This window comes from Streptomyces sp. NBC_01089 (assembly GCF_045162975.1).
GTDB lineage: Bacteria > Actinomycetota > Actinomycetes > Streptomycetales > Streptomycetaceae > Streptomyces.
The window spans coordinates 3,181,072-3,207,886 of sequence record NZ_CP108660.1 but is presented as its reverse complement, the minus strand read 5'-3'; the positions used below and the strand labels follow the sequence as shown (position 1 = coordinate 3,207,886).

The 26,815-nt window shown below is 70.7% G+C and carries 29 protein-coding genes; 11 read left to right on the top strand and 18 right to left on the bottom strand.

Translation table 11 applies throughout. The annotated features are described in order from the left end of the window. Positions 1 to 16: 16 nt before the first annotated feature. The gene (locus OG510_RS14095) at positions 17 to 1,363 is read right to left on the bottom strand and encodes an FAD-binding protein (RefSeq protein ID WP_406142390.1); all 1,347 of its coding nucleotides are present in this window, start codon (positions 1,361 to 1,363) and stop codon (positions 17 to 19) included. 252 nt (positions 1,364 to 1,615) lie between these two features. Here OG510_RS14095 and OG510_RS14090 point away from each other — a divergent pair, with 252 nt between their 5' ends. The 4 genes from OG510_RS14090 to OG510_RS14075 all read left to right on the top strand — a co-directional run bounded on the left by OG510_RS14090 (position 1,616) and on the right by OG510_RS14075 (position 4,589). Further along, positions 1,616 to 2,143 carry a phosphatase PAP2 family protein gene (locus OG510_RS14090; RefSeq protein WP_406137103.1) on the top strand — a complete coding sequence of 176 codons (528 nt, stop codon included), beginning with the start codon at positions 1,616 to 1,618 and terminating at the stop codon, positions 2,141 to 2,143. Then, positions 2,127 to 3,140 carry a decaprenyl-phosphate phosphoribosyltransferase gene (locus OG510_RS14085; RefSeq protein WP_406137102.1) on the top strand — a complete coding sequence of 338 codons (1,014 nt, stop codon included), beginning with the start codon at positions 2,127 to 2,129 and terminating at the stop codon, positions 3,138 to 3,140. Before OG510_RS14090 ends, OG510_RS14085 begins: the two co-directional genes overlap by 17 nt. 79 nt (positions 3,141 to 3,219) lie before the next feature. Continuing rightward, complete coding sequence (locus tag OG510_RS14080; protein ID WP_406137101.1) at positions 3,220 to 3,642, top strand: GtrA family protein; 423 nt, start codon at positions 3,220 to 3,222, stop codon at positions 3,640 to 3,642. Further along, complete coding sequence (locus tag OG510_RS14075; RefSeq protein WP_406137100.1) at positions 3,630 to 4,589, top strand: YihY/virulence factor BrkB family protein; 960 nt, start codon at positions 3,630 to 3,632, stop codon at positions 4,587 to 4,589. The genes OG510_RS14080 and OG510_RS14075 overlap by 13 nt, the downstream gene beginning before the upstream one ends. Here the strand turns inward: OG510_RS14075 and OG510_RS14070 are convergent. Beyond that, a complete protein-coding gene (locus OG510_RS14070; protein WP_406137099.1) occupies positions 4,492 to 5,829 on the bottom strand; it encodes a D-alanyl-D-alanine carboxypeptidase family protein in 1,338 nt (445 codons plus the stop codon). The genes OG510_RS14075 and OG510_RS14070 overlap by 98 nt on opposite strands. A 61-nt stretch (positions 5,830 to 5,890) precedes the next feature. Continuing rightward, positions 5,891 to 6,133 (bottom strand): SCO4848 family membrane protein, encoded by a 243-nt coding sequence (locus tag OG510_RS14065; RefSeq protein ID WP_406137098.1) that lies wholly within the window; start codon positions 6,131 to 6,133, stop codon positions 5,891 to 5,893. Between the two features lie 296 nt (positions 6,134 to 6,429). On the opposite strand from OG510_RS14065, the gene OG510_RS14060 reads away from it, so the two are divergent. Further along, positions 6,430 to 7,983 (top strand): ABC transporter substrate-binding protein, encoded by a 1,554-nt coding sequence (locus OG510_RS14060; RefSeq protein WP_406137097.1) that lies wholly within the window; start codon positions 6,430 to 6,432, stop codon positions 7,981 to 7,983. Positions 7,984 to 8,007: 24 nt separating this feature from the next. Here the strand turns inward: OG510_RS14060 and OG510_RS14055 are convergent, their stop codons facing one another. The 9 genes from OG510_RS14055 to OG510_RS14015 all read right to left on the bottom strand — a co-directional run bounded on the left by OG510_RS14055 (position 8,008) and on the right by OG510_RS14015 (position 14,544). Then, on the bottom strand, positions 8,008 to 8,712 hold the full coding sequence (locus tag OG510_RS14055; RefSeq protein ID WP_164258573.1) for a TetR family transcriptional regulator: 705 nt from the start codon (positions 8,710 to 8,712) through the stop codon (positions 8,008 to 8,010). Between the two features lie 11 nt (positions 8,713 to 8,723). Continuing rightward, positions 8,724 to 9,119, bottom strand: coding sequence for a thiol-disulfide oxidoreductase DCC family protein (locus tag OG510_RS14050; RefSeq protein WP_406137096.1), 396 nt, complete (start codon positions 9,117 to 9,119; stop codon positions 8,724 to 8,726). Positions 9,120 to 9,125: 6 nt separating this feature from the next. Then, positions 9,126 to 9,533, bottom strand: a complete 408-nt coding sequence (locus OG510_RS14045; RefSeq protein ID WP_406137095.1) for a hypothetical protein — start codon at positions 9,531 to 9,533, stop codon at positions 9,126 to 9,128. Positions 9,534 to 9,730: 197 nt separating this feature from the next. Beyond that, positions 9,731 to 10,261: a hypothetical protein gene (locus OG510_RS14040; RefSeq protein WP_406137094.1), complete on the bottom strand. Its 531-nt coding sequence runs from the start codon at positions 10,259 to 10,261 to the stop codon at positions 9,731 to 9,733. A 126-nt stretch (positions 10,262 to 10,387) separates the two neighbouring features. Further along, a complete protein-coding gene (locus OG510_RS14035) occupies positions 10,388 to 11,164 on the bottom strand; it encodes a succinate dehydrogenase iron-sulfur subunit (protein WP_164258566.1) in 777 nt (258 codons plus the stop codon). Next, positions 11,164 to 12,918 carry a succinate dehydrogenase flavoprotein subunit gene (sdhA, locus tag OG510_RS14030; RefSeq protein WP_406137093.1) on the bottom strand — a complete coding sequence of 585 codons (1,755 nt, stop codon included), beginning with the start codon at positions 12,916 to 12,918 and terminating at the stop codon, positions 11,164 to 11,166. Before sdhA ends, OG510_RS14035 begins: the two co-directional genes overlap by 1 nt. A 26-nt stretch (positions 12,919 to 12,944) precedes the next feature. Further along, a complete protein-coding gene (locus tag OG510_RS14025; protein WP_164258561.1) occupies positions 12,945 to 13,421 on the bottom strand; it encodes a succinate dehydrogenase hydrophobic membrane anchor subunit in 477 nt (158 codons plus the stop codon). A gap of 7 nt (positions 13,422 to 13,428) precedes the next feature. Continuing rightward, positions 13,429 to 13,809, bottom strand: a complete 381-nt coding sequence (gene sdhC, locus OG510_RS14020) for a succinate dehydrogenase, cytochrome b556 subunit (RefSeq protein ID WP_164258559.1) — start codon at positions 13,807 to 13,809, stop codon at positions 13,429 to 13,431. Positions 13,810 to 13,977: 168 nt separating this feature from the next. Continuing rightward, positions 13,978 to 14,544 carry a 2-oxo-4-hydroxy-4-carboxy-5-ureidoimidazoline decarboxylase gene (locus OG510_RS14015; protein ID WP_406142389.1) on the bottom strand — a complete coding sequence of 189 codons (567 nt, stop codon included), beginning with the start codon at positions 14,542 to 14,544 and terminating at the stop codon, positions 13,978 to 13,980. Positions 14,545 to 14,764: 220 nt separating this feature from the next. Here OG510_RS14015 and OG510_RS14010 point away from each other — a divergent pair, with 220 nt between their 5' ends. From OG510_RS14010 to OG510_RS14000, 3 genes are all read left to right on the top strand, one after another. Continuing rightward, a complete protein-coding gene (locus OG510_RS14010) occupies positions 14,765 to 16,366 on the top strand; it encodes a beta-N-acetylhexosaminidase (protein WP_406137092.1) in 1,602 nt (533 codons plus the stop codon). A 302-nt stretch (positions 16,367 to 16,668) separates the two neighbouring features. Next, positions 16,669 to 17,307 (top strand): hypothetical protein, encoded by a 639-nt coding sequence (locus OG510_RS14005; RefSeq protein WP_406137091.1) that lies wholly within the window; start codon positions 16,669 to 16,671, stop codon positions 17,305 to 17,307. Between the two features lie 230 nt (positions 17,308 to 17,537). Next, on the top strand, positions 17,538 to 17,792 hold the full coding sequence (locus tag OG510_RS14000) for a hypothetical protein (RefSeq protein WP_406137090.1): 255 nt from the start codon (positions 17,538 to 17,540) through the stop codon (positions 17,790 to 17,792). Positions 17,793 to 17,926: 134 nt separating this feature from the next. Here OG510_RS14000 and OG510_RS13995 read toward each other — a convergent pair whose 3' ends face one another. Both OG510_RS13995 and OG510_RS13990 read right to left on the bottom strand, forming a co-directional pair. Next, entirely contained in the window at positions 17,927 to 18,163 is a 237-nt protein-coding gene (locus tag OG510_RS13995) for a hypothetical protein (protein ID WP_406137089.1), read from the bottom strand. A gap of 6 nt (positions 18,164 to 18,169) precedes the next feature. Continuing rightward, the gene (locus OG510_RS13990; RefSeq protein WP_406137088.1) at positions 18,170 to 18,862 is read right to left on the bottom strand and encodes a TNT domain-containing protein; all 693 of its coding nucleotides are present in this window, start codon (positions 18,860 to 18,862) and stop codon (positions 18,170 to 18,172) included. 368 nt (positions 18,863 to 19,230) lie between these two features. Here OG510_RS13990 and OG510_RS13985 point away from each other — a divergent pair, with 368 nt between their 5' ends. After that, positions 19,231 to 19,701 carry a lamin tail domain-containing protein gene (locus OG510_RS13985; protein ID WP_406137087.1) on the top strand — a complete coding sequence of 157 codons (471 nt, stop codon included), beginning with the start codon at positions 19,231 to 19,233 and terminating at the stop codon, positions 19,699 to 19,701. 129 nt (positions 19,702 to 19,830) lie between these two features. Here OG510_RS13985 and OG510_RS13980 read toward each other — a convergent pair whose 3' ends face one another. Further along, positions 19,831 to 20,877: a glucose 1-dehydrogenase gene (locus OG510_RS13980; protein ID WP_406137086.1), complete on the bottom strand. Its 1,047-nt coding sequence runs from the start codon at positions 20,875 to 20,877 to the stop codon at positions 19,831 to 19,833. Between the two features lie 188 nt (positions 20,878 to 21,065). After that, on the bottom strand, positions 21,066 to 21,644 hold the full coding sequence (locus tag OG510_RS13975; RefSeq protein WP_406137085.1) for a TetR/AcrR family transcriptional regulator: 579 nt from the start codon (positions 21,642 to 21,644) through the stop codon (positions 21,066 to 21,068). Positions 21,645 to 21,798: 154 nt separating this feature from the next. Between OG510_RS13975 and OG510_RS13970 the strand changes: the two genes are divergently transcribed. Next, entirely contained in the window at positions 21,799 to 22,680 is an 882-nt protein-coding gene (locus OG510_RS13970) for an SDR family oxidoreductase (protein WP_406137084.1), read from the top strand. Between the two features lie 105 nt (positions 22,681 to 22,785). On the opposite strand, the gene nhaC is transcribed toward OG510_RS13970, so the two are convergent. Both nhaC and OG510_RS13960 read right to left on the bottom strand, forming a co-directional pair. Then, positions 22,786 to 24,270, bottom strand: coding sequence for a Na+/H+ antiporter NhaC (gene nhaC, locus OG510_RS13965; RefSeq protein WP_406137083.1), 1,485 nt, complete (start codon positions 24,268 to 24,270; stop codon positions 22,786 to 22,788). A 422-nt stretch (positions 24,271 to 24,692) separates the two neighbouring features. Next, positions 24,693 to 25,340, bottom strand: coding sequence for a GntR family transcriptional regulator (locus tag OG510_RS13960; RefSeq protein WP_406137082.1), 648 nt, complete (start codon positions 25,338 to 25,340; stop codon positions 24,693 to 24,695). A gap of 166 nt (positions 25,341 to 25,506) precedes the next feature. Between OG510_RS13960 and OG510_RS13955 the strand changes: the two genes are divergently transcribed. Next, complete coding sequence (locus OG510_RS13955) at positions 25,507 to 26,454, top strand: asparaginase (protein ID WP_406137081.1); 948 nt, start codon at positions 25,507 to 25,509, stop codon at positions 26,452 to 26,454. Positions 26,455 to 26,815: the final 361 nt, after the last annotated feature.

Genomic DNA, 26,815 nt, shown 5'->3' with positions numbered 1-26,815 from the left:
GCCGGGTGTCGTCCCGTCAGAGGCCGAGGCGGCGTGACAGGTCCGACGTGAACACCGCGCCCGGGTCCAGCTCGGCGCGCAGCGCCCGGAAGTCGGCGAGCCGCGGGTACATCGCGGCCAGCAGATCGGGGCGCAGCCGGGAGTCCTTCGCCAGGTAGACCCGGCCGCCGGCCGCCGCCACCTCCTCGTCGAGGGTGTCGAGGAACGCCCCGAGTCCGCCGAGGTTCGCCGGGATGTCCAGGGCGAGCGTCCACCCCGGCACCGGGAACGAGAGCCAGCCCGGGTCGGCGTCGCCGAAGCGCTTCAGCACCGCGAGGAACGAGGGGCAGCCGCGCCGGGCGATGCGCCCGACGATCCGGCGCAGGGTCTCCTCCTGCCCGTACCCGACGACGAACTGGTACTGGACGAAGCCGCCGCGCCCGTAGATCCGGTTCCAGTGCGGGACCCCGTCGAGCGGATGGAAGAACGTGGCGAGCCGCTGGATCTGGCCGGTCCGCAGCCGGGGCGCCTTGCGGTACCAGAGTTCGTTGAAGAGGGAGACGGAGGTGCGGCCCAGCAGCCCCTCCGGGATGAAGGACGGGGGCGCGGGGAGTGTCGCCGGGCGGAAGGCCAGCGGTGCGCGCCGCAGGCGTGCCGGGAGCGCGTCCAGCGGGGCGTGGTCGCCGCGGGTCAGCACCGAGCGTCCGGTGGCGGCGCCCCGCGCCAGCAGGTCGATCCAGGCCACCGAGTAGCGGTAGCGGTGGTCGGTGGCGGTGAGACGGGCCATCAGGTCGTCGAGGTCGGTGGCCCGCTCGGTGTCCACCGACATCAGGGACGTGTGCACCGGCAGGAGCTGGACCGTCGCGGTGAGGATGACGCCGGTCAGGCCCATCCCGCCCGCTGTGGCGTCGAAGAGCGCGGTGCCGGGGACGGTCGTATGCACGGTGCCGTCCGCCGTGAGCAGGTCCAGCGCGCGCACATGACGGGTGAAGGAGCCCGAGCCGTGGTGGTTCTTGCCGTGGATGTCGGCGCCGATCGCGCCGCCCACCGTCACATATCTGGTGCCCGGGGTCACCGGCACGAACCAGCCGAGCGGCAGCAGCACCTGCATCAGCCGGTGCAGGCTCACCCCCGCGTCGCAGACCACGACGCCGGCGTCCGCGTCGACGGAGTGGATCCGGTCGAGGCCGGTCATGTCGATGACCGCGCCGCCCGCGTTCTGCGCGGCGTCGCCGTAGGCCCTGCCCAGGCCGCGGGGGATCGAGCCGCGCGCCCCGCAGCCGAGCACCGCTGCCGCCGCCTCCTCGTGCGTACGCGGGCGGACCAGCAGCGATGTCGACGGTGCGGTGCGGCCCCAGCCCGTCACCGAGCCCACGGAACTCATGGCACGCAGGGAGCGGACCGGGCTCGCGGAGCGCACCGGAGTGGCGGGGCCCGCCGTGCTCACGGGCGTGGTGCCGCGCAGTGACGCGGTGGTTTCGGCAGACATGGAGTAGACCGTATCGCCCAGATACGCGGGGAAATGGGTGATTGAGGGAGTGTCAACCAGTATGGCCGTGATTATCGGGCAATGTCATATAAGAGCCTTCCCGCCGCGGAGAGGGCCGTGCGGAGAGCAGTGGAGAGGAGTGAGGCAGTGCGGTCCATAGAAACCGAGCGCCGGCTTCTGTCGGCGATACGCGACTGCGGTACGGATCCACGGGTGGGCGGCGCCGCGCGCGCCCTCTCCCTCAGCGGTGAACACGGCGCCCTCTGGCTCGCCGCCGGGCTCACCGGCGCGGTCGCCGACCGTGAACGGCGCGCCGCCTGGCTGCGGGCCACCGCGCTGATCGGCACGGCCCATCTCGTGAGCATGGGCATCAAGCGGGTGGTGCGCCGCCCCCGCCCCCGGCTCGACGCCGGACCGCCTCTCGTACGCACCGCGGGGCGGCACTCCTTCCCCAGCTCGCACGCCTCGTCGGCGGCCGCGGCCGCCGTCGCCTTCGGTGTGCTGCGCCCGGCGGGCCGCCTGCTCGTACCGCCGCTCGCCGCCGCGATGTGTGTGTCCCGGCTGGTCGTCGGCGTCCACTACCCGACCGATGTCGCCGCAGGCGCCCTGCTCGGCGGGGTCACCGCCGGGCTCGGCGCGAAATGGATGCGAGGCGCCCATGTCCGACCTCTCTGATGTCTCCCGGATCACTCCGCTCCCCGCGCTCCCCGAGCGCGGTCCCGTCACCCAGGGCCCGCCGAGACCCCCGCCGCTCGCGGTTCCCGGCCGGGAGCCCGGCGGCGCACATGGGCCACTGGCGCTGCCACTGGGGCTGCTCAGGACCGCACGCCCCCGCCAGTGGGTCAAGAACGTCCTGGTCGGCGCGGCGCCCGCGGCCGCCGGTGAGCCCCTGTCACGGGGCGGCTTCGCCCAACTGGGGCTCATATTCGTGCTGTTCACGGCCGCCGCGTCCGCCGTGTACCTCGTCAACGACGCCCGGGACGCCGAGGCCGACCGGGCCCATCCGGTCAAGTGCCGGCGCCCGGTGGCCGCGGGGCAGGTGCCCGTACCCGTCGCGTACGCCGCGGGCGCGCTGCTCGCCGTGGCGACCACCTTCGCCGCCGCTGTCCTGTGCAACGGCCTGACGGCCGCGCTGCTCTGCGCGTACATCGTGATGCAACTCGCCTACTGCGTCAGCCTGAAGCACGTCCTGGTCGTCGACCTGACCGTGGTGACCACCGGGTTCCTGATGCGCGCCATGATCGGCGGGGTGGCGCTGGACATTCCGCTCTCCCGCTGGTTCCTGATCACCGCGGGCTTCGGGGCGCTCTTCATGGTCGGCGCCAAGCGCTACTCGGAGGCCGTCCAGATGGAGGGCGACGGACGGACCCGCGCCCTGCTCTCCGAGTACACCACCGGATATCTGCGCTTCGTCTGGCAGCTCGCCGCCGGTGTCGCCGTACTCGCCTACTGCCTGTGGGCCATGGAGAACAGCGGGCCGCCCGACACCGGTCTGCTGCCCTGGCGCCAGCTGTCGATGGTCCCCTTCATCCTGTCGATCCTGCGGTACGCCGTGTTCGCCGACCGCGGGACCGCCGGGGCCCCGGAGGACGTCATCCTGGGCGACCGCGCGCTCGCCGTGATCGGTGTCGGCTGGATCGCGATGTACGGCCTGGCGGTCGCCCAGCTGTGAGGTACCGGACGAGCCTGCCGTACGCACGAGGGAGGGCGACGCGTGACGGATGACAGCCGATACGGGAGGGGAGAGGGCCGTGGCCATCAGCCGCCGTGAGATAGCGGGCTTCGCGCTCTCCGGGATCTGCGCGTACGCCGCCGACCTGGGCCTCTTCGTCTGGCTGCGGGGCGGCGCCGGCTGGGACCCGGTCACCGCCAAATCGGTGTCCTTCCTGGCCGGCTGCACGGTCGCGTATCTCGGCAACGCGTTCGGCACGTACCGGGGGCGGCGGGTCGGCTGGCGCGAGTACACCGTCTTCTTCGGGGTGAACCTCTCGGGCGCCGCCGTCCAGCTGCTCTGTCTGGCGGTATCGCACTACGGCCTCGGGCTGACGTCGGCCCGCGCGGACACCGTGTCCGGGGCGGTCGTCGGGATGGGACTCGCCACCTGCCTGCGCTTTTGGGGGACAAGGACGCTGGTCTTCGGCGGCGAGGGTAGGCGTGCACCATGGACTGGCTGACGAAGCTCCCCGTAATCGGCCCCTGGCTGGCCCGGCTGATGCGTACGCACGCCTGGCGCTCGTACGAGACCCTCGGCCGGGTGCACTGGACCAGGCTCGCGGCCGCGATCACCTTCACCAGCTTCCTGGCGCTCTTCCCGCTGATCACCGTCGCCGCCGCGATCGGCGCCGCCCTGCTCACGCCCTCCCGGCTGCACTCCATGCAGGACGCGCTCGCCCGGCAGGTGCCCGGTATCTCGGACCAGCTGGACCTCAACACGCTGGTGCAGAACGCGGGCACGGTCGGGGTCGTCGCCGGTGCGGCGCTGCTCTTCACCGGTATCGGCTGGGTCGGCTCGATGCGCGACTGTCTGCGTGCCGTGTGGGAACTCGACAACACCGACGACGGCAACGCCCTCGTGCGCAAGCTCAAGGACGGCGGGATCCTGCTCGGGACGGGCGGCGCCGTGCTCGTCTCGTTCGGCGCGTCCGCCGTCGGTTCGAGCGCGGTCAGCTGGACGGCCAAGCAGATCGGTATCGCGGACACCGGCTGGGGCAGCGCGCTCCTGCAGGGTGTGGCCTTCGCGCTGGCCGTCCTCGCCGACTTCCTGGTGCTGCTGTACGTACTGACCCTGCTGCCCGGCGTCGAGCCTCCCCGCCGCAGGCTGATCACCGCCGGGCTGATCGGCGCGCTGGGCTTCGAACTGCTCAAGCTGCTGCTCAGCGGCTATATGCGGGGCGTCGCATCGAAGAGCATGTACGGCGCCTTCGGCGTCCCCATCGCGCTGCTGCTGTGGATCAGCTTCACCGTGAAGCTGCTCCTCTTCTGCGCGGCCTGGACCGCGACGGGGCACGCCGACGACGAGGAGATCAGCGACGTGGAAAACGTCGTACCAGATCCGGCAGCGGCCAACGGCGGTTCACCAGGAACGCCCCGGCCGCCAACAGGAGCAACGCCCCTGCACTGATCGCCAGGGCCGTGCCCACCCCGCTGGAGCCGCCCTGCCGCGCCGCGGCGGCCGGTGCCGGCGTGGCGCCCTTGCCCTTCCCGGTGGCCTGGGCGCCGCCCTTGCCGTCCTGCGCCGCTCCGCCGCTCTTCGCGGCCCCGCCGGAGCCGGAGCTGCCCGCGGCGGAACTGGCCGGGGCCACCAGATCGCCGACCGGTGTCACCTTGCCCTCCGACGCGAAGCCCCAGTCGAGCAGCCGCGCCGCCTCCTTGTACACCGCCTGGCTCTCCGTCGAGCTCGGTTTCATGACGGTGACCAGGAGCACATGGCCGTTCCGCTCGGCGACCGCGGTGTAGGTGGCGCCCGCGTGCGTGGTGTTGCCGTTCTTGACGCCCGCTATCCCCTTGTACTGGGAGACGCCGTCGGCGCCGGTCAGCAGGCGGTTGGTGTTCTGGATCCCGAAGGTCTCGCGCTTCTTGCCCTTCTTCTGCGCGCCGGGGAACTGCGCGGTCGCCGTCGAGCAGTACGCGCGGAAGTCCTTCTTCTGCAGGCCGCTGCGGGCGAAGAGCGTCAGGTCGTACGCGCTGGAGACCTGGCCCGGGGCGTCGTACCCGTCGGGCGACACCACATGGGTGTCCAGGGCCTGGAGGTCGTCCGCGTGCGCCTGCATGTCGCGGACGGTCTTCGGTATGCCGTGGTTCATCGCGGCCAGCACATGCACCGCGTCGTTGCCCGAGCGCAGGAAGACCCCGAGCCACAGGTCGCGGACCGTGTAGGTGAGGTTCTCCTTGATGCCGACCAGGCTGCTGCCCTCGCCCATGCCCGCCAGGTCGGACGGCAGCACCTTGTGGGTCTCGGTCGCCGGGAATCTCGGCAGGAGCGTGTCGGCGAACAGCATCTTGAGGGTGGACGCCGGGGCCAGCCTCCGGTGCGCGTCGTGCGAGGCGAGGACATCACCGGACTCGGCGTCGGCCACGATCCAGGACTCTCCGGAGAGGTCCTTCGGCAGCACCGGTGCGCCGTCGCCGAGCTGCACCTGGGTGCCGGTCCTGGCGAGACGCGCGCCGCCGATCTGCGACCGTGCGGTCTTCGCGGTCTTCGAGGTCTTCGGCGCGGGGCTCTTCGGCGACTCGGCCGCGGAGGGTTTCGGCGGCCCCTTCGTGACCGCGGCCGACGCGGGCACGGCGCAGAGGGCGGGCAGCAACGCGGCGGCTATGACCGTCAGTACGGTCCTTCTCGCGGTCTTCTCAACGGCAGGCACGCTGGTGAAAGTACAGGCAGACCACGGCGGACCGGTACCGCGGGTGGCCCGCGGGGCTGATCTATCCGGCTGCGCGCCGGTGGGCCCGTACGCCCCGCAGACCCAGCACGCCGATGACCGTGCCCAGGATGAACGAGACGATGGCCAGCGCCAGGTGGATCCACAGATACGCGGTCGGTTTTCCGTCGTCGAAGGCGAGGCCGCTCGCGTCCTTGAACAGGTTCTTCGCGAAGGTCACCCAGACCACCCACGACCACACGCCGAACGCCGTGAGGAACCAGGAGGCGGTGCGGTTGAGTTTCATGGGGCGTCGTCCTTCGGGGGCGGTGGGGGGTGTTCCTGCCAGTATGTGACCCCTCCCGCGCGGCCCGCCGACGGGGGTGCGCCGAGGGGTGCGCCAGAGGAGACGCAGCGCCGTCGCCGGCCGAGGACGTGCAGGCCGGAGGCGTGCGAGGCCCCTTATGAAGGTTGCCTAACAACTTGGCCGGCGTGAAGATTTTCTCTTCCACTTGTGAATTTCGTGTGGTTGGGTGGGCGCCGACTCGGGTCTGACGCGCGCCGGTCCGCGCGTCCACAAGGTGGGTTGAGGGGAACAGCACAATGCGTTCGATCCGGATGCGGATTCTGGCGATATGCGTCGTTCTGGCGTGTGCCGGTATCGGCGCTTGGCAGTTGCTGCCCGACGACGGCGGGAAGAAGTCCCCGATCGTCATCGGAACCACCGACGTCGTCTCGTCCCTGGACCCGGCCGAGGCGTACGACGCCGGCTCCTGGGCCCTCTACAGCTCGCTCTACCAGTCGCTGATGTCCTTCAACGTCGGTTCCTCCACCCCGGTCCCGGACGCGGCGAGCAGCTGTGAGTTCACCGATGACGCGCTGCGCACCTTCAGCTGCACCATGCGCGACGACCTGACCTTCTCGAACGGTCACAAGGTCACGGCCGAGGACGCGGCTTTCTCCTTCAACCGCGTCCTGCGGATGAAGGGCAACGGCCCCGCCCCGCTGTACCCCACGCTCAAGAACGTCGACACCTCGGGCAACAAGGTCATCTTCCACCTCAAGTCCCGTGACGCCACCTTCGCCTCCAAGATCGCGACGGGCGGCGGAGCCATCGTCGACCACACCGCGTACCCGGCGGACAAGGGACGCAAGGGCAGTACGGTCGTGGGCTCGGGGCCGTACGTGCTGAAGTCCTACAAGAGCGGCGTCAGCGCGGTGCTGGAGCCGAACCCGAAGTACAAGGGCCTCGTCAAGAAGACCGGCGTACCGATCGAGGTCCGCTACTTCAAGGAGCCCGCCCAGCTCGACGCCGCCTGGAAGCACAAGGACATCGACGTCGCGCACCGGGTGATGACACCCGCGACGCTGGCCACGCTCTCGCCGAGCGACCCGGACGCGCACGTCAACGAGAACACCGGCAGCGAGATCCGCAACCTGGTCTTCAACGTCCGCAAGAGCTCCGCGCTCGCGGACACCAAGGTGCGCCGGGCGGCGGCCGAACTCATCGACCGCGCGCAGCTGTCCGAGAAGGTCTACAACGGCACGGTCGAACCGCTCTACTCGCTGATCCCGCAAGGCTTCACCGGTCACAACACCGCCTTCTTCGACGCCTACCCGAAGGTCGACGAGGCGGCCGCCAGGCAGCTCCTCCAGCAGGCCGGTGTGCAGACCCCGGTGACCTTCACCTACGCGTACTCCCGCACGAGCGTCACCGACGACGAGGCCCGCACGCTGAAGGCCCAGCTGGAGAAGGGCGGCCTCTTCAAGGTGAAGCTCAAGGGGATGACGGACTGGACGAAGTTCCAGGACGACTACCGGCTGGGCAAGTTCGACGCGTACGCCGTCGGCTGGATCGCGGACTACCCGGACGCCGACAACTACACGCAGCCGCTGGTCGGCACCGGCAACAGCCTCTTCAACGGCTACAGCAGCGCGGACGTCGACAAGCTGATCACCCGCACCCAGCAGTACACCGACCGCGGCCGTACCGCAGGCGACTTCAAGGCGCTGCAGGAGGACATCGCCGACGATGTGCCGCTGATCCCGCTCTGGCAGCGCAAGGACTATGTGCTGTCCAGCGACGACGTGTCGGGCGGGCAGTACCTGTCCGACGGCACGGGCGTCTGGCGCATCTGGGAACTGGGCTGGCTGTAGAGGGACCGGCCCCTCCGGCCGCGGTCAGGACCGTTTGCGGGCCGTCGCCGTCTCCGCCATTCCCGGCAGGAAGTCCGTGAACAGCTCGTGCACCTCGTGGACCAGCGGACGCAGCGCCCGGAAGCGGGCCAGCGCGATGCCCCGGGTGGTGAGCCGCGCCCCGCGCGCGGCGAGCCGCCTGCTCCGCTCCCGCTCGGGCGACCGGTCGAAGACCCAGTACAGGACCAGCCCCATCTGCGACAGCCACATCAACTCCGGCAGTACGTCGGCCAGTTCGCCGGGGACCTTCGCCCTGGCGCCCGCCAGCACCTCCCGGTGGATCGCGATGGCCGCCTCCCGGGCGGACTCCGACTCCGCGGAGAAGGGGCTGAGCGGGCTCTCCGGGTCGGCGGCGTTCTTGAAGAACTGAGCGGCGAACTCGTGGTAGGGCGCGGCCACATCGAGCCACGCCGTCAGCACCCCCGTGAGCCGCTTCTCCAGATCGGTCTCGTGGTCGAGCACCTGGCGCACCGCCGCCCGGTGCTCGGCCCCGATACGGTCGTAGAACCCCTGGATCAGGTGTTCCTTGCCGGAGAAGTAGTAGTACGCGTTGCCGACGGACACCCCGGCCTCCCGGGCGATGACCCGCATCGTCGTCCTGTCGTAACCGCGCTCCTGGAAGAGCCGGAGCGCGGTTTCGAGGATGAGCGTCCGGGTCTGCTCGCTCTTGGGGGGCTTCGCATCAGTCACGGTGCCCGAGCCTAACCGGGGACCGCGCACCGTTCGCCGCAGGGCGGCGCTGTGACGTCGCGGTACTTGGCCGCGGTGAGCACGGCGACCCGGACGAAGGGCGCGCCCGCCGGGGTGGCCAGCCAGTGGGCCTTGGGCCGGTGGGCGGCGAGCGCCCAGAGGCAGACGATCCAGGCGGCCGGCCCGCGGTAGACCTGGCCCCGGTCGCCGACCACGGTGATCTCCTCCAGGGTGCTCGTGTGGTCGAGACCGGGGAAGCGGGCCACGGCCTCGGCGGACGCGGCGGGCACCAGGTCGAGCGGTACGAGCTGGCGCTGGCCCCGCAGCCAGTGCCGCAGATGGACGCAGAGCGGGCACTGTGCGTCGTACAGCACGGTCAGGCCCTTGACGGAGGTGTCGCTGCTCATCGCGGTTCAGATCCCGGGGGTCGGCGTGACCCAGCCCTGCGGCGGCACCGGCGGAGTCTGCTCGCGCTCCATGATTCCGCGCCGGCGGAACTTGTTGAGTGCGTAGACGTTGCCGAGGTGCATCCCGCCCAGGACGAGCAGCACCACCCCGAGCTTCGTCGACAGCGCCTCGAAGATCCCGCGGGCGTCGGTGACGGTGCTGCCGTCCTGGAGGTACAGGGCGACGAATCCCAGGTTCACCAGGTAGAAGCCCACCACCAGCAGGTGGTTGACGGCCTCGGCGAGCTTCTCGTTCCCCTTGAGCACATCGGCGAGGAAGACCCGCCCGTGATGGCTGAGCGTCCGGGCCACCCAGACGGTCAGCCCGAGACTGATCGCCAGGTAGATGACGTACGCGACAACTGTGAGGTCCATGCCCCACCCTCCTTTGAACGCGTTCAAAAGCTGATGTCATGGACTGTAGACCCCCTTTTGAACATGTTCAACACCGGGTGGGTGCGCCGAACTCCCGCCGCTGGGAGGGAACATGGCAAGGCCGCCCGGGCGAGCCGGGCGGCCTTGGGTGGTACGGCGGTGGTCCCGCGGGCGGCACAGGGGCGCCGCCCGGCGCTCTACAGGGCGCTCAGCGACCGCGCGTAGTTGAGCTGGCCCATCACCTGCGGGAACGTCTGCGGGCCGGTGGCCGGGATCATGGTGGCGTGGTGCCGGCCACCGCTCGTCACGGTCACCTGGATGAAGCCGGTTGTCCTCTTCTCCTTCATCAGCAGGAAGAGGAGGCCGATCAGACAGAGCAGCGCGAAGACGATCGCCAGCACGATGGCGACCGGCGGGATCCGCTCCTCGGTACGGGACATGTCCGTCGCGTTCCAGACGGCACCCCGCAGCGGCAGGGTGCCCGCCGGGGTGACGATGCCGTCCTGGACGACGGTGATGTCACCGATCGACACCAGCGGGGCGCCGCCGCCGGCCGGAACGGGGAAGCCCGGCTGCTGCGGGTAGCTGTAGCCGGGCGCCTGCGCCGGATAGCCGTAGCCAGGGGCGGAGTTGGGGTAGCCGTACCCCGGCGGGGGAGGGCCGGGCGGCTGCATCGGGCCCCACTCGTAGCCGCCGTCCGACGACGCGTACGGATTCTGGTCACTCATCCCGCTCCCCGTTTCTCTCCCTGTACGACACCCAGATCCTGGCACAGCGGAAAGCGCGAGGGCCCCGCCGCCCGGAAGCCGGGTGACGGGGCCCTCGTGAAGTGGCCGCAAAGGGGGCCGGGAAGGTCAGAAGCGGCGGGTGATGAGTGCGCGCTTCACTTCCTGGATCGCCTTGGTGACCTCGATACCGCGCGGGCAGGCGTCCGTGCAGTTGAACGTCGTGCGGCAACGCCACACGCCGTCCTTGTCGTTGAGGATCTCCAGGCGCTGCTCGCCGCCCTCGTCACGCGAGTCGAAGATGAAACGGTGCGCGTTGACGATCGCGGCCGGGCCGAAGTACTGGCCGTCGTTCCAGAACACCGGGCAGGACGACGTGCACGCGGCGCAGAGGATGCACTTCGTGGTGTCGTCGAAGCGCTCGCGGTCCTCGGCAGACTGCAGACGCTCACGCGTCGGCTCGTTGCCGCTGGTGATGAGGAAGGGCATCACATCGCGGTACGCCTGGAAGAACGGGTCCATGTCGACCACGAGGTCCTTGAGGACCGTGAGGCCCTTGATGGCCTCGATCAGGATCGGCTTCTCCGGGTTGATGTCCTTGATCAGCGTCTTGCAGGCGAGCCTGTTCTTGCCGTTGATCCGCATCGCGTCCGAACCGCAGACCCCGTGCGCGCAGGAGCGGCGGAAGGTCAGCGTGCCGTCGAGCTCCCACTTGATCTTGTGGAGGGCGTCGAGCACACGCTCCTTCGGGTCGATCTCGACCGCGAAGTCCTGCCACTGCGCCTCGTCCGAGATCTCCGGGTTGAACCGGCGGATCCGGAAAGTGGCCGTGATGAACGGGGTGTCGGCGAAGCCCGCCTCGGGCTTGCCGGCCGCTTCGGCCTTGTCCATGGTCGGGGTAGCCATCAGTACTTACGCTCCATCGGCTGGTAGCGGGTCTGGACGACCGGCTTGTAGTCGAGCCGGATCGACTCGGAGCCGTCGTCGCCCACCTCGCGGTACGCCATGGTGTGGCGCATGAAATTGACGTCGTCGCGGGTCGGGAAGTCCTCGCGGTAGTGACCGCCGCGGGACTCCTTGCGCGCCAGGGCGGACGTCGCCATGACCTCGGCGAGATCCAGCAGGTTGCCCAGCTCGATCGCTTCGAGGAGGTCGGTGTTGAACCGGCGGCCCTTGTCCTGCACCGACACGTTCAGATAGCGCTCGCGCAGCTCGGCGATCTTCTCGACCGCCGTCTTGATCGTCTGCTCGGTGCGGAACACCATGACGTTGGCGTCCATGCACTCCTGGAGCTCCGTACGCAGCACGGAGACCCGCTCGGTGCCCGTGGCGTCGCGCAGCCGCTCGACCTGGGCCTCGACCAGCCCGGCCGGGTCCTCGGGCAGCTCGGCGAAGTCGTGCTTCGCCGCGTACTCGGCGGCCGCGATGCCCGACCTGCGCCCGAAGACGTTGATGTCGAGCAGCGAGTTGGTGCCCAGCCGGTTGGCGCCGTGCACCGAGACGCAGGCGACCTCGCCGGCCGCGTACAGGCCGGGCACGACCGTGGTGTTGTCCGCGAGGACCTCACCCTGGACGTTGGTCGGGATGCCGCCCATGGCGTAGTGCGCGGTGGGCTGGATCGGGATCGGGTCGGTGTACGGCTCGATGCCCAGGTACGTCCGCGCGAACTCCGTGATGTCCGGGAGCTTGGCGTCCAGCTGCTCCGGCGGGAGGTGCGTCAGGTCCAGGTACACGTGGTCACCGGCGGGACCGCAACCGCGGCCCTCCCGGATCTCCGTGTAGATGGAGCGGGAGACGACGTCACGGGACGCGAGGTCCTTCATGACCGGCGCGTACTTCTCCATGAAGCGCTCGCCGTCCTTGTTGCGGAGGATGCCGCCCTCACCGCGGGCGCCCTCCGTCAGCAGGATGCCCATGCGCCAGATGCCCGTCGGGTGGAACTGGAAGAACTCCATGTCCTCCAGGGGCAGTCCGCGGCGGTAGCAGGCGGCCTGGCCGTCACCGGTCAGGGTGTGCGCGTTCGATGTGACCTTGAAGAACTTGCCGGTGCCGCCGGACGCGTAGATCACGGACTTCGACTGGAAGACGTGGATCTCGCCGGTCGCCAGCTCGTAGGCCACGACACCCGCGGAGGTCTTGACGCCGTCCACCTCGACCAGCAGCTGGTCCAGGACGTAGAACTCGTTGAAGAACTCCACACCCTCCTTGACGCAGTTCTGGTAGAGGGTCTGGAGGATCATGTGGCCGGTGCGGTCAGCGGCGTAGCACGCGCGGCGGACCGGGGCCTCACCGTGGTTGCGCGAGTGACCGCCGAAGCGGCGCTGGTCGATCTCCCCGGCGGGCGTCCGGTTGAACGGCAGGCCCATCTTCTCCAGGTCGAGGACCGCGTCGATGGCCTCCTTCGCCAGGATCTCGGCGGCGTCCTGGTCGACCAGGTAGTCGCCGCCCTTGATCGTGTCGAAGGTGTGCCACTCCCAGTTGTCCTCCTCGACATTGGCGAGGGCCGCGGCCATGCCGCCCTGGGCGGCACCGGTGTGGGAGCGGGTCGGGTAGAGCTTCGTCAGCACGGCGGTGCGGCTGCGCTTCGTCGACTCGATGGCCGCGCGCATACCGGCTCCGCCGGCGCCGACGATGACGGTGTCGTACTTGTGGATCTTCATGATGAAAGCGCCTCGGTCCCGGGCTTCTAGGAGATGTTCGGGTCGAAGGTGAAGATCACCAGCGTGCCCAGCAGGATGGTGAACACCGTGGCGGTGTACAGCAGGCCCTTGAGCCACAGGCGCGTGCCGACGCGCTCCGCGTAGTCATTGATGACGGTACGGAGGCCGTTGGCGCCGTGAAGCATCGCCAGCCACAGCATCAGCAGGTCCCAGCCCTGCCAGAACGGCGAGGCCCAGCGGCCCGCCACGAAGGCGAAGCCGATCTTGGTCACACCGCCGTCGAGCACCAGCTGGATCAGCAGGTGGCCGAGGACCAGGACGACCAGGACGATCCCGGAGAGGCGCATGAAGAGCCACGCGTACATCTCGAAGTTGCCGCGAGTGGTCTTCGGCGTCTTCTTGGTGCGTGCGCGGGGGGCCTCGATGAGCGGCGCGGGGTGGTCGGCGTCGAAGAGGGAGACGCCCTCGACGGGGCCGACAGCGGAAGAGGTCTCAGCAGACATTCAGTCCTCAGCTCCCGAACAGTTCGCGTGCGGCGTGGCCGAGCACGGGGTAGATCGCCCCGATCATCAGCAGGACCCAGATGCCCACGACGGACCACAGCATCTGCTTCTGGTGGCGCGGGCCCTTGGACCAGAAGTCCACGGCGATGATGCGCAGGCCGTTCAGAGCGTGGAAGAGGATCGCTGCGACAAGGCCGTACTCAAGGACGCCCACGATCGGCGTCTTGTAAGTAGCGATGACCTTGTCGTAGTCCTCGGGAGAAATACGGACGAGAGCAGTGTCCAGGACGTGTACGAACAGGAAGAAGAAGATGAGGACGCCGGTGACTCGATGAGCCACCCAGGACCACATACCTTCCCGGCCGCGGTACAGCGTTCCAGCCGGCACGGAAAAACCCTCCGGGAGCGGGGGACGGGGGTCATGCCGCCAGCCTCTCCGGCTGGGAGAAGCTGTGTCGGTCTGGCCCGGCCGGGTACGGTCCACCGGCCCCGGCCATCGTAGCGACGACTTGTCGGTTCCTCCGCGCGGGGGGTTGCGGTGTGATCAAACAGGCAATCAAACAGCCACGGACGGGCTACCGGCATGGCCCGTATCCGCCACAAGCCGGACGATTCGCCCCCGGGCGAGTCGGCGCAGCTCGTCGGCTGCGACCGAACGCTCCTCGTCCGGCTCGTGCGAGAGCCGGGTACGGATGCTCACAAGTACCTGGTCGAGGTGCTCGGACGGGCGGACGTCGTCGAGGCAGATCACGAACGTGTGTCCGAAGCGGCTCTCGTACGCGGTGTGCGCGGCGCTCAGCGCGGTGTGGGCGGCGCGCGGCGCACGGCCGTGCGGCAGCCGCGACACCGGTTCGCCCGCCAGGGCCTGGGCCAGCTCGGCCGGTGACAGGTCGTAACTCGCCTCGTCACAGGCGGCGAGCAGCGCCGTCAGGTCGGGATAGGGGCGGTGTGCGGCCAGCCGCCGGGCCCACCGGGGGCTGGCGCAGCACCCGAGAAGGGCACTCTCGGCGCTGCCTGCGGGTGCAGAGTTGAACCGGTGGAGACCGGAGGGGCCGCGCTTCTGCGCCGGTATGGCTGGGCGTGCCGGGCCGTCCGTTCTGTGGTGGAGTGACGGCGGTCGCATCGGAGGGCCGGCGTGGGACTCGCTGGACAGCGTGAGCTCCTCGAACACGACTGGAGGGTCGGATGACGGCGGTGAATGAGCCGCAACGCTATCGATGCGGAGACTTGAGTGTCCGACGGATGCGCGATTTTCACCCGGAAGGGAGAGTTTCAAGGCGCGTGATGGACGAATTGGCTGGCATGTCCCCCTCGCTCAGCCGTGCACGGGAGGTTTCGGACTGATGAAAAAACTCAACGCACCGGTCCCCATCGCCGTGGGCCTGACCGTCACGGCTGCCGCCGTCGCGCTCGCCGTCACGGTGTGGCCGGACGACGACACGTACGGCGGAAGCGGCCCGGCGGGCCACGGCTCGGCGGTGACCGCCCCCTCGTCCGACCCGTCGGCGAAGAACTACCCGCTCTCGGCTGCGCCCCGCGCCATCCCGGCGGTACGTGAACACGGCCCGGCGCGCGGCCCCGGCTGGCACCCGGTGAAGGGCTCCCGGGTCCTGGTCGACAAGGGCAGCAAGGGCCTCACCGACGAGGGCAGGCTCCTCTCGCACGAGCTGAAGATCGGCTACGCGTACGGGGGCACCGCGCACGCGGGCGACATCGAGCTGGCCCTGAAGCCGGACAAGAAGGCGCCGCGCGAGTCGTACACCCTCAGCGCCCGCGAGAGCCGGGTCCTGATCACCGGGCCCGACGAGGCCGGGGTCTTCTACGGCACCCGGACCCTCAAGCAGTCCGTGCAGGCCGACGGGAAGGTGCCCGAGGGGGTCGTGCACGACAAGCCGGCGACCGCGCAGCGGCGGTTCAACCTGGACATCGCGCGCAAACCGTTCGACGCCGCCTGGATCGAGGACCGGCTGCACGAGATGGCCGACCTCAAGCTGAACCAGCTGGGGCTGCACTTCTCGGACGACCAGGGCTTCCGTATCGCCTCCACGTCGCACCCCGAGGTGGTCTCGCCCGACCACCTCACCACCGCCCAGGTCCACAAGATCGTCTCGCTCGCCACCAGCCTGCACATCACGGTCGTCCCCGAGATCGACTCGCCGGGACACCTGGGCGCGGTCATCAAGGCGCACCCGGACCTCCAGCTGAAGACGGCCGACGGCACCCCCGTCAAGGGCGCGGTCGACGTGTCGAACCCGAAGGCCGCGAAGATCGTGGACTCGCTGCTGCGCGAGTACATGAAGCTCTTCCCCGGCACGTACTGGAACGTCGGCGGTGACGAGTACCAGGCGCTGACGGTGAAGAACCCGGAGGCGTCCTTCCCGCAGCTGGCCGCCCTCGCCCGGAAGAAGTACGGCGCGAAGGGCACGGTCCAGGATCTGGCGGTGGCCTGGCTGAACGACCGGGCCGCGGTCATCAGGAAGGCGGGCCGGACACCGCAGGCGTGGAACGACGGGTTCTTCCGCGGCGGAGTGGCCAAGGCCGACAAGAACATCCAGGTGGAGTACTGGACGGGCAAGGAGTTCGGGGCCCGGCCGCCCGAGGAGTATCTGAGCGAGGGGCGCCAGGTGGTGAACCTCAACGACGAGTACCTGTACTACGTGCTCGGCCAGCCCAACAACTTCACGTACCCCACCGGCAAGCGGATCTACGAGCAGTGGACCCCGCTGGTGGTGCGCGGCACCAAGGCCGTCCCCGCCAAGTACGCGCACCTGATCGTGGGCGGCGGCTTCGCCGTCTGGGGCGACTTCCCGAACGCGCAGACCCCGGAGCAGGTCGCCGCGGGCATCAAGATGCCGCTGCGGGCGACGGCCCAGAAGCTCTGGGACCCGGGCAAGCCGAAGCTGACGTGGACGCAGTTCACGGCGCTGTCGGCGAAGCTGAACTGACCGGCGCCGGTACTGGACTGACCGGCCCCGGTGTACGGCTCGCGGCCCCTGGATCCTTCCGGGGGCCGCAGCCGTGCCCGCGTCCGGTCCTCCTGGCCCGGAGGGGCGCTCCCTCCAACGGATGCATCAGGGCGGCTCCGGAAAGGCCGGGAGACGTGCAGGTCAGAGCGGGTCGGGCCGGGCACCGTCGGCCACGTCGGGTGACCCAGCGATTGCGCGCTGTATTCAGGCGTTTGCACGGTGGCGTTGCGTACTTCCCGCACCGGTGAGTACCTCCCGCACCTCCGAAAGGAACGCTTTCCATGCGCATGTCCCCGAAGGCCGGCCTCCTCGTCTCGTCCGCCGTCTGCGGCGCTCTCGCCCTCGGCATAGCGGGCCCGGAGGCTTACGCGGCGGCTCCCCCGGCCCGCCCCGCGAGTGGCCCGGCGGCCCCGGTGCCGGGAGCCGACAAGCTCGCGAGCCAGACCGCACTGCTGAGCGACGCCGGCGGTGTCCTGACCCCGGTGACGGACCTGATCACCGCCGTACTGAAGGCTCCGGACGGCAAGCTGTCCGCCGCCGACGCCACCAAGCTGGCCGACCCGGTCAAGGCCGCCCTCGCGAAGGTCACGGCAGCAGCCCCCGCGGCGCCCGCGGCCCCCGGCATCCCCGGCGGCGTGACCGGAGTGTCCGGTGCGCCCGCAGCGCCCGACCCGGGTGCCGCGCTCAAGGCGAAGGCGGCGGCCGACCTCCAGGCCAAGGTCGACACTCTCGTCAAGACGGTCACGACCGGCAGCCCCACCAAGGTGGCCGCGTCGGCCCAGGCCGTGCTCACCGCCCAGGTGAACGTCCTCACGGCCATCCTGGTCGGCGGCGGCCTCCCGGCCACGAACCTGCCGGGCCTCCCGGCGCTGCCGACCGTGCCGGGCGTTCCCCAGCTCCCGGCCACGCCGGGGGCCTGATTCGGGCTGAGTCCTGCTGAGTCCGAGTCCCTGAGTCCCTGAGTCCTGCTGAGAGAGGCCCGCGGCGCGTTGCGAAGGTGCGGCGGGCCTCTCGGGTGCTGTGGCGTGCAGGGCGTGCGTGTGGTGGGGGTCCGCCGCAGCGCAGGGCCGGGGTGCAGGTCCGGGGTGGAGTCCGGGTGGGGTTCGGCCCTCCGCGGGCGGTGGCGCCCCGGGGGCCGTAGCGTCCAGGGATGGACTTCAACATCACCGCGCAGGAAGAGGCGCTGCTCCTGCGGATCCGCGAGGACCTGCACGCGGGCAGCACACCCCGCGAGGACGACCTCGCGGCCGAGCTCGGCGACGAGGTGCGGGGACAGGTGCGCAGCCTGGGCGCGCGCGGCTGGCTCGTCGTACGGCCGGCGCCGGACGGCACGGTCTACGTCGAGGGGCTCTCGTCCCTGGCGGAGTCGGCGCTGTCGAACCGGCGGGACGTGGGCGACCAGTAGGCCGCGCCCGGCGGCGGGCGCGGACATCCCGGCAGGCGGACGTCCCCGTAGGCGGATATCCCGGCAGGCGGATATCCCGGCAGGCGGGCAGGCGGGCAGGTGCCCAGGCGTCCCGGCGCCCCAGCCGTCCGCTGTCAGACGAGCAGCCGCAGCAGATGCGCGCAGGCGTCCGTCTCGGTGTCGTACCGGCCGATGACCTCCGAGAGGCCGCGTTCGTACGCACCGGTCTCCCACGCCCGGCCGTCCTCGGTCCGCTTCAGATAGAGGAAGTCGGTGGGCGTGGGGGCCGGTTCATGGACCCCCTCGATCCGGTAGTAGCCGTCGGGTACTCCGGCGTCGCGCAGCGCGGCACGCAGTTCGTGGCGGTCCATGGGGCGCTACTCGCCGGCCGGGGTGGCCTGGGTGAGGTAGTGGTGGTCGAGCAGCCACTTGACGTTCAGCCGCTGGCCCTCGCCCGGGTTCAGGAACACCGGGTCGAGCTTGATCTGCTGCCCGTTGCCGGGCTGCTCGAACCACGGCGCGATACCGCCCTGCCACACCCAGAACGGCTTGGCCACCCGGTAGACGTGGTAGTCGCAGGGCACCGCCGCATCACGGGTGTTGAGGCTCTGCGGGGGCAGCGCGCGCTTGGCGTACGAGTCGCCCGCCGGCGCCAGATAGCCGCCGTACTCGGAGCCGAAGCGGTCCAGGCGCTCACCGGTGCGCAGCTTCTCGGGCTCCTTGTCCACCTGCCCGTTGACCTCCTTGAACCCGTCGTTCGGCGGGTACTTCCAGCCGCCCGAATCCGCGGGCCCCTCCCAGTACTTCTTCAGGAAGTCCCCTGCCGACAGCTTCCCGGTCCTGTGGTAGCCCTTGAGCAGCGGGCCCACCGGCTTCTCGTGCTTCGACGGGAGCCACTGCGGTCCGAGCCTGGCGTCGCCGTCGAACTCTCCCGAACAGGGGGCGTGCTGCGGCCCGGAGGCCGCCGTCCGGCCCGGGTGCTGCTGCGGAGCGGTGCTCGCGGCGGCGGGCGCCGCCGCCGTCGCCGCGGTGACGGTCAGCGCGGCGAGAACGGTGCGAATACGGTTCACTCAAGGTCCCCTTGTGTCCTGAGGCCCGACTGGGCTGTATCACGCACGGTAGCGGATCGGTCACCGTGTGCGCGGCGAGACCGTGGAGTTGGTCCGCCGTGCGGCGACGGGGCGAGGTCGGGGCCCGTGCGTCACTCCGGTCGCGTACGGGCCGCGTCGGGGGCGCGTTGTCGGCGGGGTGCGCGCGGGGGCGTATGCGCCGGATGATCTGACGGTGTGTGTTTTGTCCGGTTTCGGTAAAGTCGCGAAGGTTCTCCGGACATCGGAATCGGCTCGGTTCAGAGTGTGGTTGTCCGGCACAGAGCCGGAAGTTCATCTGCACCATGCGTGGGCCGACCGGCGCGCGCATGCCCTGATCTGGGGGTTCCATGTCGTCTTTGTCTTCGGGTTCCCGTCTCGCCGCAGCTGTGCTGGCCTCCGGGGCCCTGCTGGCCGCCGCCTTCCCGGCGGCGGCCGCCGGCCACCACCCCGCCCCGCGCCCTGAGCGCTCGGCCGTGGTGGTGGGCGCCGTTCACCACGTCGACAGCCACGGCCGCGGGCACCACCGCGGCAACCGGGTTGACGCGGAGTGGATCACCGTCACCAACAACTCCCGCCGGGCGGTGGAACTGCGCGGCTGGACGCTGACCGACGCGCAGCACCACTCCTACCGCTTCCCGGCGCTGCGGCTCGGCGCGCACAAGTCGGTCAAGGTCCACACCGGCCACGGCCGCAACAGCTGGAGCGACGTCTACCAGAACCGGCGCGCGCCGATCTGGGACCGCGTCGACACCGCGACCCTGCGCAACGCGCGCGGTCGCGTCGTGGACGTCGAGCGTCTGGGGCACCGTCACGGCTGATGCCTGACGGCTGAGGTGACATCAGGTGCGCCGCGAGTGGGCCCGCTCGCGGCGCACCGCTGTGTCTGCCGCTGTCTGCCGCCGGTCTGCCGCCGGTCCGCCGCTGTGCGCGCGGCCGGTGGCGGGCCCTCAGGCCCGGAGGTCGACGACGACCTTCACGTCGTCGCTGCCCTTGTGCAGCGCGTCGGCGAACCCGCTCATCGGGACCCGGCGGGTGATGAGGCGGTCCAGCCAGCTCGGGTCGGCCTGGGCGAGAGCGGCCGCGGCCTGTTCGTAGTGGCGGCGGCCGGCGTTGACGGAGCCGAAGACGACGCCGTTCCTCAGCACCATCTCCCGGGCGGTCGCGTCCAGGTCCACGGTGACCTTCCGGCCGCCGGACGAGATACCGGTCAGACAGATGACGGCGCCGGGCCCCACCACGTCCGTCAGGGCGTGGACGAGCGAGCCGACGCCGGTGCACTCGATGACGACGTCGGGTGCGAGACCGGTGTCCCGGACGTCGCCGGTGTGGAACGTCCCGCCGAGGTCGGCGACGAGCTGCGGTTTGGGGCCGCTGCTGTCGAGGTCGAGTACGTGTACGTCCAGGCCGCGTTGGGTGCCGAGCATGGCCGCGAACAGGCCGATCGGCCCGGCGCCGGTGATGAGGGCGACCCTGGGCTTCCAGGAGGACCGGCTCAGGATGTGCTCGGTCTGTTCCCACGCTTTCGCGAGTACCGATACGGGTTCCAGCAGCACCCCGCGGTCGCCGAGAGCCGGGTCGAGCTTCACCGCGTACTGCGGTTCACTGCGCCACCGCTGCGACCCGAAGCCGTGCAGCTCCTTGATGCCGCGTTCGGTGTAGAGGCCGTTGCGGCAGAAGTCCCACTCGCCCACCGAGCACGGCCCGCAGGGTACGGGGTCGGGCCGCCGCACGATACCGGCGACCAGGTCGCCCGGTGCGAACCCGCTGCCCATCGGGGCCTCCAGCACCTGCCCGAGGGATTCGTGCCCGACGATCAGACGTTCCTGGCCGGGCGGCGGCGCACCGTAACCCTCCTCGGTGATGTCGAGGTCCGTGCCGCAGATGCCGATGAGCCGGCCTTCGACGAGCAACGAGCCGTGCTCCGGGCCCGGTTCGCCGACGTCACGGATCTCCACCTGGTCGGGTTTGCCGGGTACGAGGGTGATGGCCTTCATGTCCATGTCCTCCCTGCCGAGCATGGGCGAACCGCGATGACCGCGATGACCGCGATGCCGCGATGACGGCGACCCCGGACTCGGTCCTGGGCTCGGTCCCGGTTTCACGCTAGCGCCGTTCCGCCGGGCTGTCGCGAGCAGAGAGGAGGGCGGCGGTCCGGGAAGGGAGGGAGGGGTGCGGGTCCCGGTCAGTGCAGCGACGCGCTCGCCGTACGGAGCTCGTCCAGGGCTGCCAGGGTGTACTCGGAGAGGTCGTCCTGGGTGTCGGGTGCGCCGTCGGACCACACGGCGTACCCCCGCTTGAAGGCGAGGACGCCCAGCTCGCCCGCGAGGGCCGCGGTCGGTTCAGGTACGCCGCGGGCCACCAGGGCGGTGGTGACCGCTGCGGCGAGGCTGACGCTCTTGAGGGCGTCGCGCTCCTGGAGTTCGGTGCTGGCGGTGACGGCCGCCTTCAGGCGTGGGGCGAGCTCGCGGTTCATGGGGCCCATCGCGCTCGACGCGCGTACCAGGCCTGCGGCGACCGCATCCAGCGGGCCGGCGTCGGCGGGAGCCTCGGCGATCCCCTCGGACAGCAGCCGGCTCAGCGTCTCCTGTCCGGCCACCAGCAGCTCGCGCTTGTCGGGGAAGTGCCGGAAGAAGGTGCTCTTGGTGACTCCGGCGCGCTCGGCGATCTGCGTGACCGTGGTGGCGTCGTACCCCTGCTCGGTGAACAGGTCGACGGCAGCCACGACGAGGCGTTCGCGTGCACCCGGTTCCCATCGGCCCATGGATCCATCGTAAGTGCATCGCGCGTCACGGGACTCTTGTCCCATTACTTTGCTAGGGTGATGAGACAAGGTCTCATCACTCACGGGTCCACGGCTTACGGTCCATGACTTACAGGTCCACGGCTTACGGGCCAATCATGCAAGGGAGAGTCTTATGCGTGTATTTGTCACCGGTGGTACCGGTCTGATCGGCTCCGCCGTCGTCGCGGAACTGCTCGGCAAGGGCCACTCCGTGCTCGCGCTCGCCCGCTCCGACGCCTCCGCGCAGGCCGTCGAGGCGGCCGGAGCGGAGCCGCTCAGGGGAGGTCTCGCCGATCTGGATGTCCTGCGCGCCGGCGCGGGTCGGTCCGACGGGGTGATCCACCTGGCGTTCAGCAACGACTTCAGCAGCCCCGAAGCCCTGGCGCACGCGGTCACGGAGGAGAGCGCCGCCCTCGCGGCCCTCGGTGAGGCACTCGTCGGCACCGACCGCCCCTTCGTCACCGTGTCCGGCACTCCGGCTGTGCCGGGCCGCGCCTCCACCGAGGCCGACCCGCTGCCGACCGACGGGCCGGTCGGTGGCCGCAGCCGCACGGTCACGGAGGTGCTGGACCTGGCCTCGCGCGGGGTCCGGAGCTCGGCCGTACGGATGCCCCGCACGGTGCACAAGGACGGCGCGGGCGGCTTCGCCGGAATGCTGACCGGTATCGCCCGTACGACCGGAGTGTCCGGCTACCCCGGCGACGGCACCCAGCGCTGGCCTGCCGTGCACGCGCTCGACGCGGCCGTGCTCTTCCGGCTCGCCCTGGAGCAGGCGCCGGCCGGCAGCGCCTGGCACGCCGTGGCCGACGAGGGGGACCAGGTGCGTGACATCGCCGCGGTCATCGGCCGGCGGCTGAACCTGCCGGTCGAGCAGGTACCGGCCGAGACGTACGGGCCTCTCGGCCCGATCTTCGCGACCGACCAGCCCTCGTCCGGCGCCCACACCCGGCAGGCGCTCGGCTGGGAGCCGAAGCACCCCGGCCTCCTGGCGGACCTGGAGAACATCCAGCCCTGAGGGCGGCGGAAGGGGGGAGTGGGAGTGCGGCCGTGGGCCGTAACTGTGGCCGGTGGCCCGTAGCCGCAGCCCCCGGCGTCCCCGGTTTCCCGGGCGGGACATGCGTCAGACGGCGGCAGCGGCCGGTGCGGGTTCCCCGGCGGTCGTGCGCGCCGGCTCCTGGCGGGCGATGCCGAAACCGGTGTAGCCGCAGATCACGGCGATGATCACGCCGAAGTAGTTGAGGAACGCGTACGGCGCGTACGCCATGGTCGCGACGCCCAGGGTCGTGGACATGTAGGTGGCGGCCTCGGTCCACGGCACCAGGGGCACGAAGACCGTGCCGGAGTCCTCCAGCGTGCGCGACAGGTTCTTCGGGGCGAGCCCGCGCTCGGGATAGATGTCCCGGAACGCCTGGCCCGGCACGATGATCGTCAGGTACGAGACCCCCATCGCGAGCGCGGTGCCCACGGAGGTCAGCGCGGTGGCGAGGATGATCCCGCCCGTCCTGCGGACCTTGGCGAGCAGCCGGTGCATCAGGACGTCCAAGCAGCCGGTCTCGGTCAGGATGCCCGCGAAGGCGAAGCCGGCGAGGCCGATCAGCATGGTCGACGCCATCGATGCCATGCCGCCGCGGTTGAGGAGGGTGCCGGCCGCGGCGGACAGATGGTGGGGGTCGATGCCGCCGTGGCCGCTCAGCATCGACACGGTGAAGCCGGTCGACGCGGAGGAGCCGATCTGCTGGAGGGAGAAGCCCTGGAAGATGCCGCCCAGGATCCCCGCGACCGCCGACGAGACGACGATGGTCGGCAGCGGCGGCTTCTTCATGACCGCGCCCACGAGGATCACCGCCGGCGGCAGCAGGAGCAGCAGGTTGAAGTGGAATCCGTGCTCCAGTACGGCCCGCAGGTCGGCGGTGCGCTGGGCGGCGTGTCCGTCGGCGTGCTGGCCGTGGCCCAGGAAGAGGTACACGACACAGGAGAGGACCGCAGCGGGGCCCGTCGTGTAGAGGAGGTGCCGGATGTGCTCGAAGAGGGTCGAACCGGCCACGGCGGGAGCCAGGTTGGTGGTGTCCGACATCGGGGACATCTTGTCGCCGAAGTAGGCGCCCGAGATGATGGCGCCCGCCGTCAGCGGCAGGGACACCCCGAGTCCGCCCGCCACGCCGATCAGGGCGACACCGACGGTGCCGACGGAGCCCCAGGACGTACCGGTCACCGTCGAGACGACCATGGTGATCAGGAACGACAGCACCACGATCCACGACGGCTGGATGGCCTTGAGCCCCCAGTCGACGATCATGGGGATCGTGCCGCTCAGCGTCCAGGTGCCGATGAGCATGCCGATGGAGATCAGGATCAGCAGCGCAGGCATCGCGTCGTCGATCTTCGACCGTATGCCGGTGAGCATCTCGTCCCAGGTCACGCCGAGCCACCGGGCGATGACGCCGGTGACGGCGCAGGCCGTGACGAGAAGGACCACGGGGTCGAGGCCGAGCCAGACGGTGCCCGCGATCATCACGATCAGCATCAGCACCACGGGCAGTGCGGCGACGAGCAGTCCGGGGGTGCGGCGCTCGCGCGGGGGCGCCGCTGCGGAGGAGTCGGTCATGTCGGGTACTCCAGTGGCCCGGCGGGCCGGGCGGTCGGGCGGGGCGGGGGAGGGACGGGTCCGGCCGCCGGTTGGACGGGGCCGGGGGCACGTACACACGCAGGCGCACGTGCGTGTGTACGTACGCACGGCACGGGGCCGGAACCGGTGGGGCAGGGGCAACTGGCCGGGCAGTCGGGGGAGTTGGCGAGCCGGAGGGGCTGGCCGGTCGGGCGGGGTCGAACGGACCCGGTGAGGCCGGCCGAAGGAGCGCCGGCCGATCGGGCAGGGGCATCCGGCGAGGTCGGCCGGGAGGCGGGGCATGGGGTCGGCGGGGTCAGCCGATCGTCAGGGGCGCCCGGTCGGCAGGGTCAGCCGGTAGAGCCGGCCCACCGGCTCAGGCGGCCCCACCGACTCAGGCGGGGTCAGCGAGCCGGACGGGGTCAGCCGTTCGTGGAACCCGTCATGTGGGCCCGTACCCGGCCGAGATGGAGATCCATGAGCGCCGCGGCCCGCTCGCCGTCACCGTCCGCGACGGCGGCGGCGATCTCCTCGTGGTCGTCCAGGGAGTCGGCCGTGTGGGCCGCCGGGACGTCCAGCGGGCTGCGCAGCAGGATGATCTGCTGCTGCACCCGCCACAACTGTTCCGCGACGCGCGGACTTCGCGCGGTGTCCGTCAGGGTCCGGTGGAAGTCCAGGTCGAGCCGGTGCACGAAGCGCCGCCCGCCCTGGATGGTCTTCCGCGCCCGGGCGCAGGCCGAGCGCAGTGCGGCGATGTCCTTCTCGTCACGGCGCTCCGCGGCCAGCCGGGCGGACGCTGTCTCCAGCGCCGTGCGGAGCTCGAACAGGGCTCTCACGTCGTCCGGTTCGGCCGTGAAGACCGTGGCGCCGCGGTTGGGGCTGTGCACGAGCAGGCCCTCGCTGACGAGTTGCCGTACGGCCTCGCGCAACGGCCCCCGGCTGATGTCGAGTTCCCGGGCGAGCACCACCTCGTTGATCCGGGTCCCCGGTCGCAGGTCGCCGCCGAGCAGTCGTTCGCGCAGCACCTCGGCGACCTGGACGGCGAGGCCGCGCTGCAGTGTCTCACTCACGGATGACGCCTCCTCTGGACCGGCAAGGTGTTGACAGTTGCCAGTTGACAGGCGTGATTCCGCAGGTGTCAAGAGGTGCCGGTGAAATCGCCCGCACATTCGACAGGCTCGCCGCCAAGTGGTAACTGTCAACAGTTGACTCGAACTGGAGAGGCGGACATAACTGATGCACAGCGTGGTGGCCGAGGTCTGGCGTGGGGATTTCCTGGAGTCCGTACACCACGGGACGGTCCTCGCGACCGGCCCGGACGGTTCGGATGTCCTGCGGATCGGGGACGTCGACGCTCCGATGTACCCGCGCTCGTCGAACAAGCCCCTCCAGGCGCTCGGCATGCTCCGCGCCGGGCTCGGGCTCGACGGCGAACTCCTGGCGCTGGGCTGCGCCAGCCACTCCGGCGAGTCCATCCACCTGGAGGGGGTGCGGGCGATACTCGGCTCGGCCGGGCTCGGCACGGACGCGCTGCGCTGCACGGCCGCCCTCCCGATCGGTGAGGGCGCGCTGCGCGCCTACCTGGCCGGCGGCGGCCTGCCCACCCCCCTGACGATGAACTGCTCGGGCAAGCACGCGGCCATGCTGGCGACCTGCGTCGTGAACGGCTGGGACACCGCCACCTACCTCGACCCGGAGCACCCGCTCCAGGTGGTGCTGCGCGAGACCCTGGAGGAACTCGCGGGCGAGAGGATCGCGGCCACGGGCATCGACGGCTGCGGCGCACCCCTGTTCGCCATCAGCCTGCGCGGGCTGACCCGGGCGTTCGGCCGCCTGGCCTCGGCCCCCGAAGGCAGCCTCGAACACCGCGTGGCCCGCGCGATGAACACCCACCCGCAGTACGTCGGCGGCACCGGCAGGGACGTGACGCGGATCATGGGTGCTCTGCCGGGGGCCGTCGCCAAGGACGGCGCCGAGGGCGTGTACGCGCTCGGCCTGCCGGACGGGTCGGCGGTATCGCTCAAGATCGCGGACGGCTCCCAGCGGTCCCGCCCGGTGGTGATGGTCGCCGCGCTGCGCCGCCTCGGAGTGGACGTGGACGGCGACGCAACGCTCAGCGCACTCGCCACAGCGCCGGTACTCGGCCACGGCGAGCCGGTCGGGGCGGTCCGCCCCACGTTCTGACCGATGCGGCCACGGTGACGGGGGCCGGGCCCTGCTGTCCCGCCGTTTCCGGTCCGGAGAGGCGTGTCCGGAGAAGTGTGTCCGGGGAGGTGTGTCCGGGGAGGTGCGCCCGGGGAACGGCGGGAGGGCGACCGGGGCCGCCACCCCTGTTCCGACGGGACCGGGCCACTGACGTGGTCCGCGTACTGAGCAGGGCTGGAGGCCGTGGTGCGGCACAAGGTGTGTCGCACCACAGCCTTCCGCGTATGGGGGCCCGGCGACACGGTCCGGTGCCATGCCCCCACGACACCTCACCAGCTGCGAGCCAGCTCCCACCCACGACGAGCAGAGTCACGCCGGTACGCCGGTACGCCGTTGCACC

What these genes read in the sequence shown, in the direction of transcription:
- OG510_RS14060 (WP_406137097.1), top strand. Translation starts at nt 6,430, where the DNA reads ATGCGTTCGATCCGGATGCGGATTCTGGCGATATGCGTCGTTCTGGCG.
- nhaC (WP_406137083.1), bottom strand. Translation starts at nt 24,270, where the DNA reads ATGACCGACTCCTCCGCAGCGGCGCCCCCGCGCGAGCGCCGCACCCCC.
- OG510_RS14050 (WP_406137096.1), bottom strand. Translation starts at nt 9,119, where the DNA reads ATGAGCAGCGACACCTCCGTCAAGGGCCTGACCGTGCTGTACGACGCA.
- OG510_RS14040 (WP_406137094.1), bottom strand. Translation starts at nt 10,261, where the DNA reads ATGAGTGACCAGAATCCGTACGCGTCGTCGGACGGCGGCTACGAGTGG.
- sdhA (WP_406137093.1), bottom strand. Translation starts at nt 12,918, where the DNA reads ATGAAGATCCACAAGTACGACACCGTCATCGTCGGCGCCGGCGGAGCC.
- OG510_RS13970 (WP_406137084.1), top strand. Translation starts at nt 21,799, where the DNA reads ATGCGTGTATTTGTCACCGGTGGTACCGGTCTGATCGGCTCCGCCGTC.
- OG510_RS14005 (WP_406137091.1), top strand. Translation starts at nt 16,669, where the DNA reads ATGCGCATGTCCCCGAAGGCCGGCCTCCTCGTCTCGTCCGCCGTCTGC.
- OG510_RS14065 (WP_406137098.1), bottom strand. Translation starts at nt 6,133, where the DNA reads ATGAAACTCAACCGCACCGCCTCCTGGTTCCTCACGGCGTTCGGCGTG.
- OG510_RS13985 (WP_406137087.1), top strand. Translation starts at nt 19,231, where the DNA reads ATGTCGTCTTTGTCTTCGGGTTCCCGTCTCGCCGCAGCTGTGCTGGCC.
- OG510_RS13995 (WP_406137089.1), bottom strand. Translation starts at nt 18,163, where the DNA reads ATGGACCGCCACGAACTGCGTGCCGCGCTGCGCGACGCCGGAGTACCC.
- OG510_RS14045 (WP_406137095.1), bottom strand. Translation starts at nt 9,533, where the DNA reads ATGGACCTCACAGTTGTCGCGTACGTCATCTACCTGGCGATCAGTCTC.
- OG510_RS14095 (WP_406142390.1), bottom strand. Translation starts at nt 1,363, where the DNA reads ATGAGTTCCGTGGGCTCGGTGACGGGCTGGGGCCGCACCGCACCGTCG.
- OG510_RS14015 (WP_406142389.1), bottom strand. Translation starts at nt 14,544, where the DNA reads ATGCGACCGCCGTCACTCCACCACAGAACGGACGGCCCGGCACGCCCA.
- OG510_RS14025 (WP_164258561.1), bottom strand. Translation starts at nt 13,421, where the DNA reads ATGTCTGCTGAGACCTCTTCCGCTGTCGGCCCCGTCGAGGGCGTCTCC.
- OG510_RS14075 (WP_406137100.1), top strand. Translation starts at nt 3,630, where the DNA reads ATGGACTGGCTGACGAAGCTCCCCGTAATCGGCCCCTGGCTGGCCCGG.
- OG510_RS14010 (WP_406137092.1), top strand. Translation starts at nt 14,765, where the DNA reads ATGAAAAAACTCAACGCACCGGTCCCCATCGCCGTGGGCCTGACCGTC.
- OG510_RS14000 (WP_406137090.1), top strand. Translation starts at nt 17,538, where the DNA reads ATGGACTTCAACATCACCGCGCAGGAAGAGGCGCTGCTCCTGCGGATC.
- OG510_RS13980 (WP_406137086.1), bottom strand. Translation starts at nt 20,877, where the DNA reads ATGAAGGCCATCACCCTCGTACCCGGCAAACCCGACCAGGTGGAGATC.
- OG510_RS14085 (WP_406137102.1), top strand. Translation starts at nt 2,127, where the DNA reads ATGTCCGACCTCTCTGATGTCTCCCGGATCACTCCGCTCCCCGCGCTC.
- OG510_RS13975 (WP_406137085.1), bottom strand. Translation starts at nt 21,644, where the DNA reads ATGGGCCGATGGGAACCGGGTGCACGCGAACGCCTCGTCGTGGCTGCC.
- OG510_RS13955 (WP_406137081.1), top strand. Translation starts at nt 25,507, where the DNA reads ATGCACAGCGTGGTGGCCGAGGTCTGGCGTGGGGATTTCCTGGAGTCC.
- OG510_RS14035 (WP_164258566.1), bottom strand. Translation starts at nt 11,164, where the DNA reads ATGGCTACCCCGACCATGGACAAGGCCGAAGCGGCCGGCAAGCCCGAG.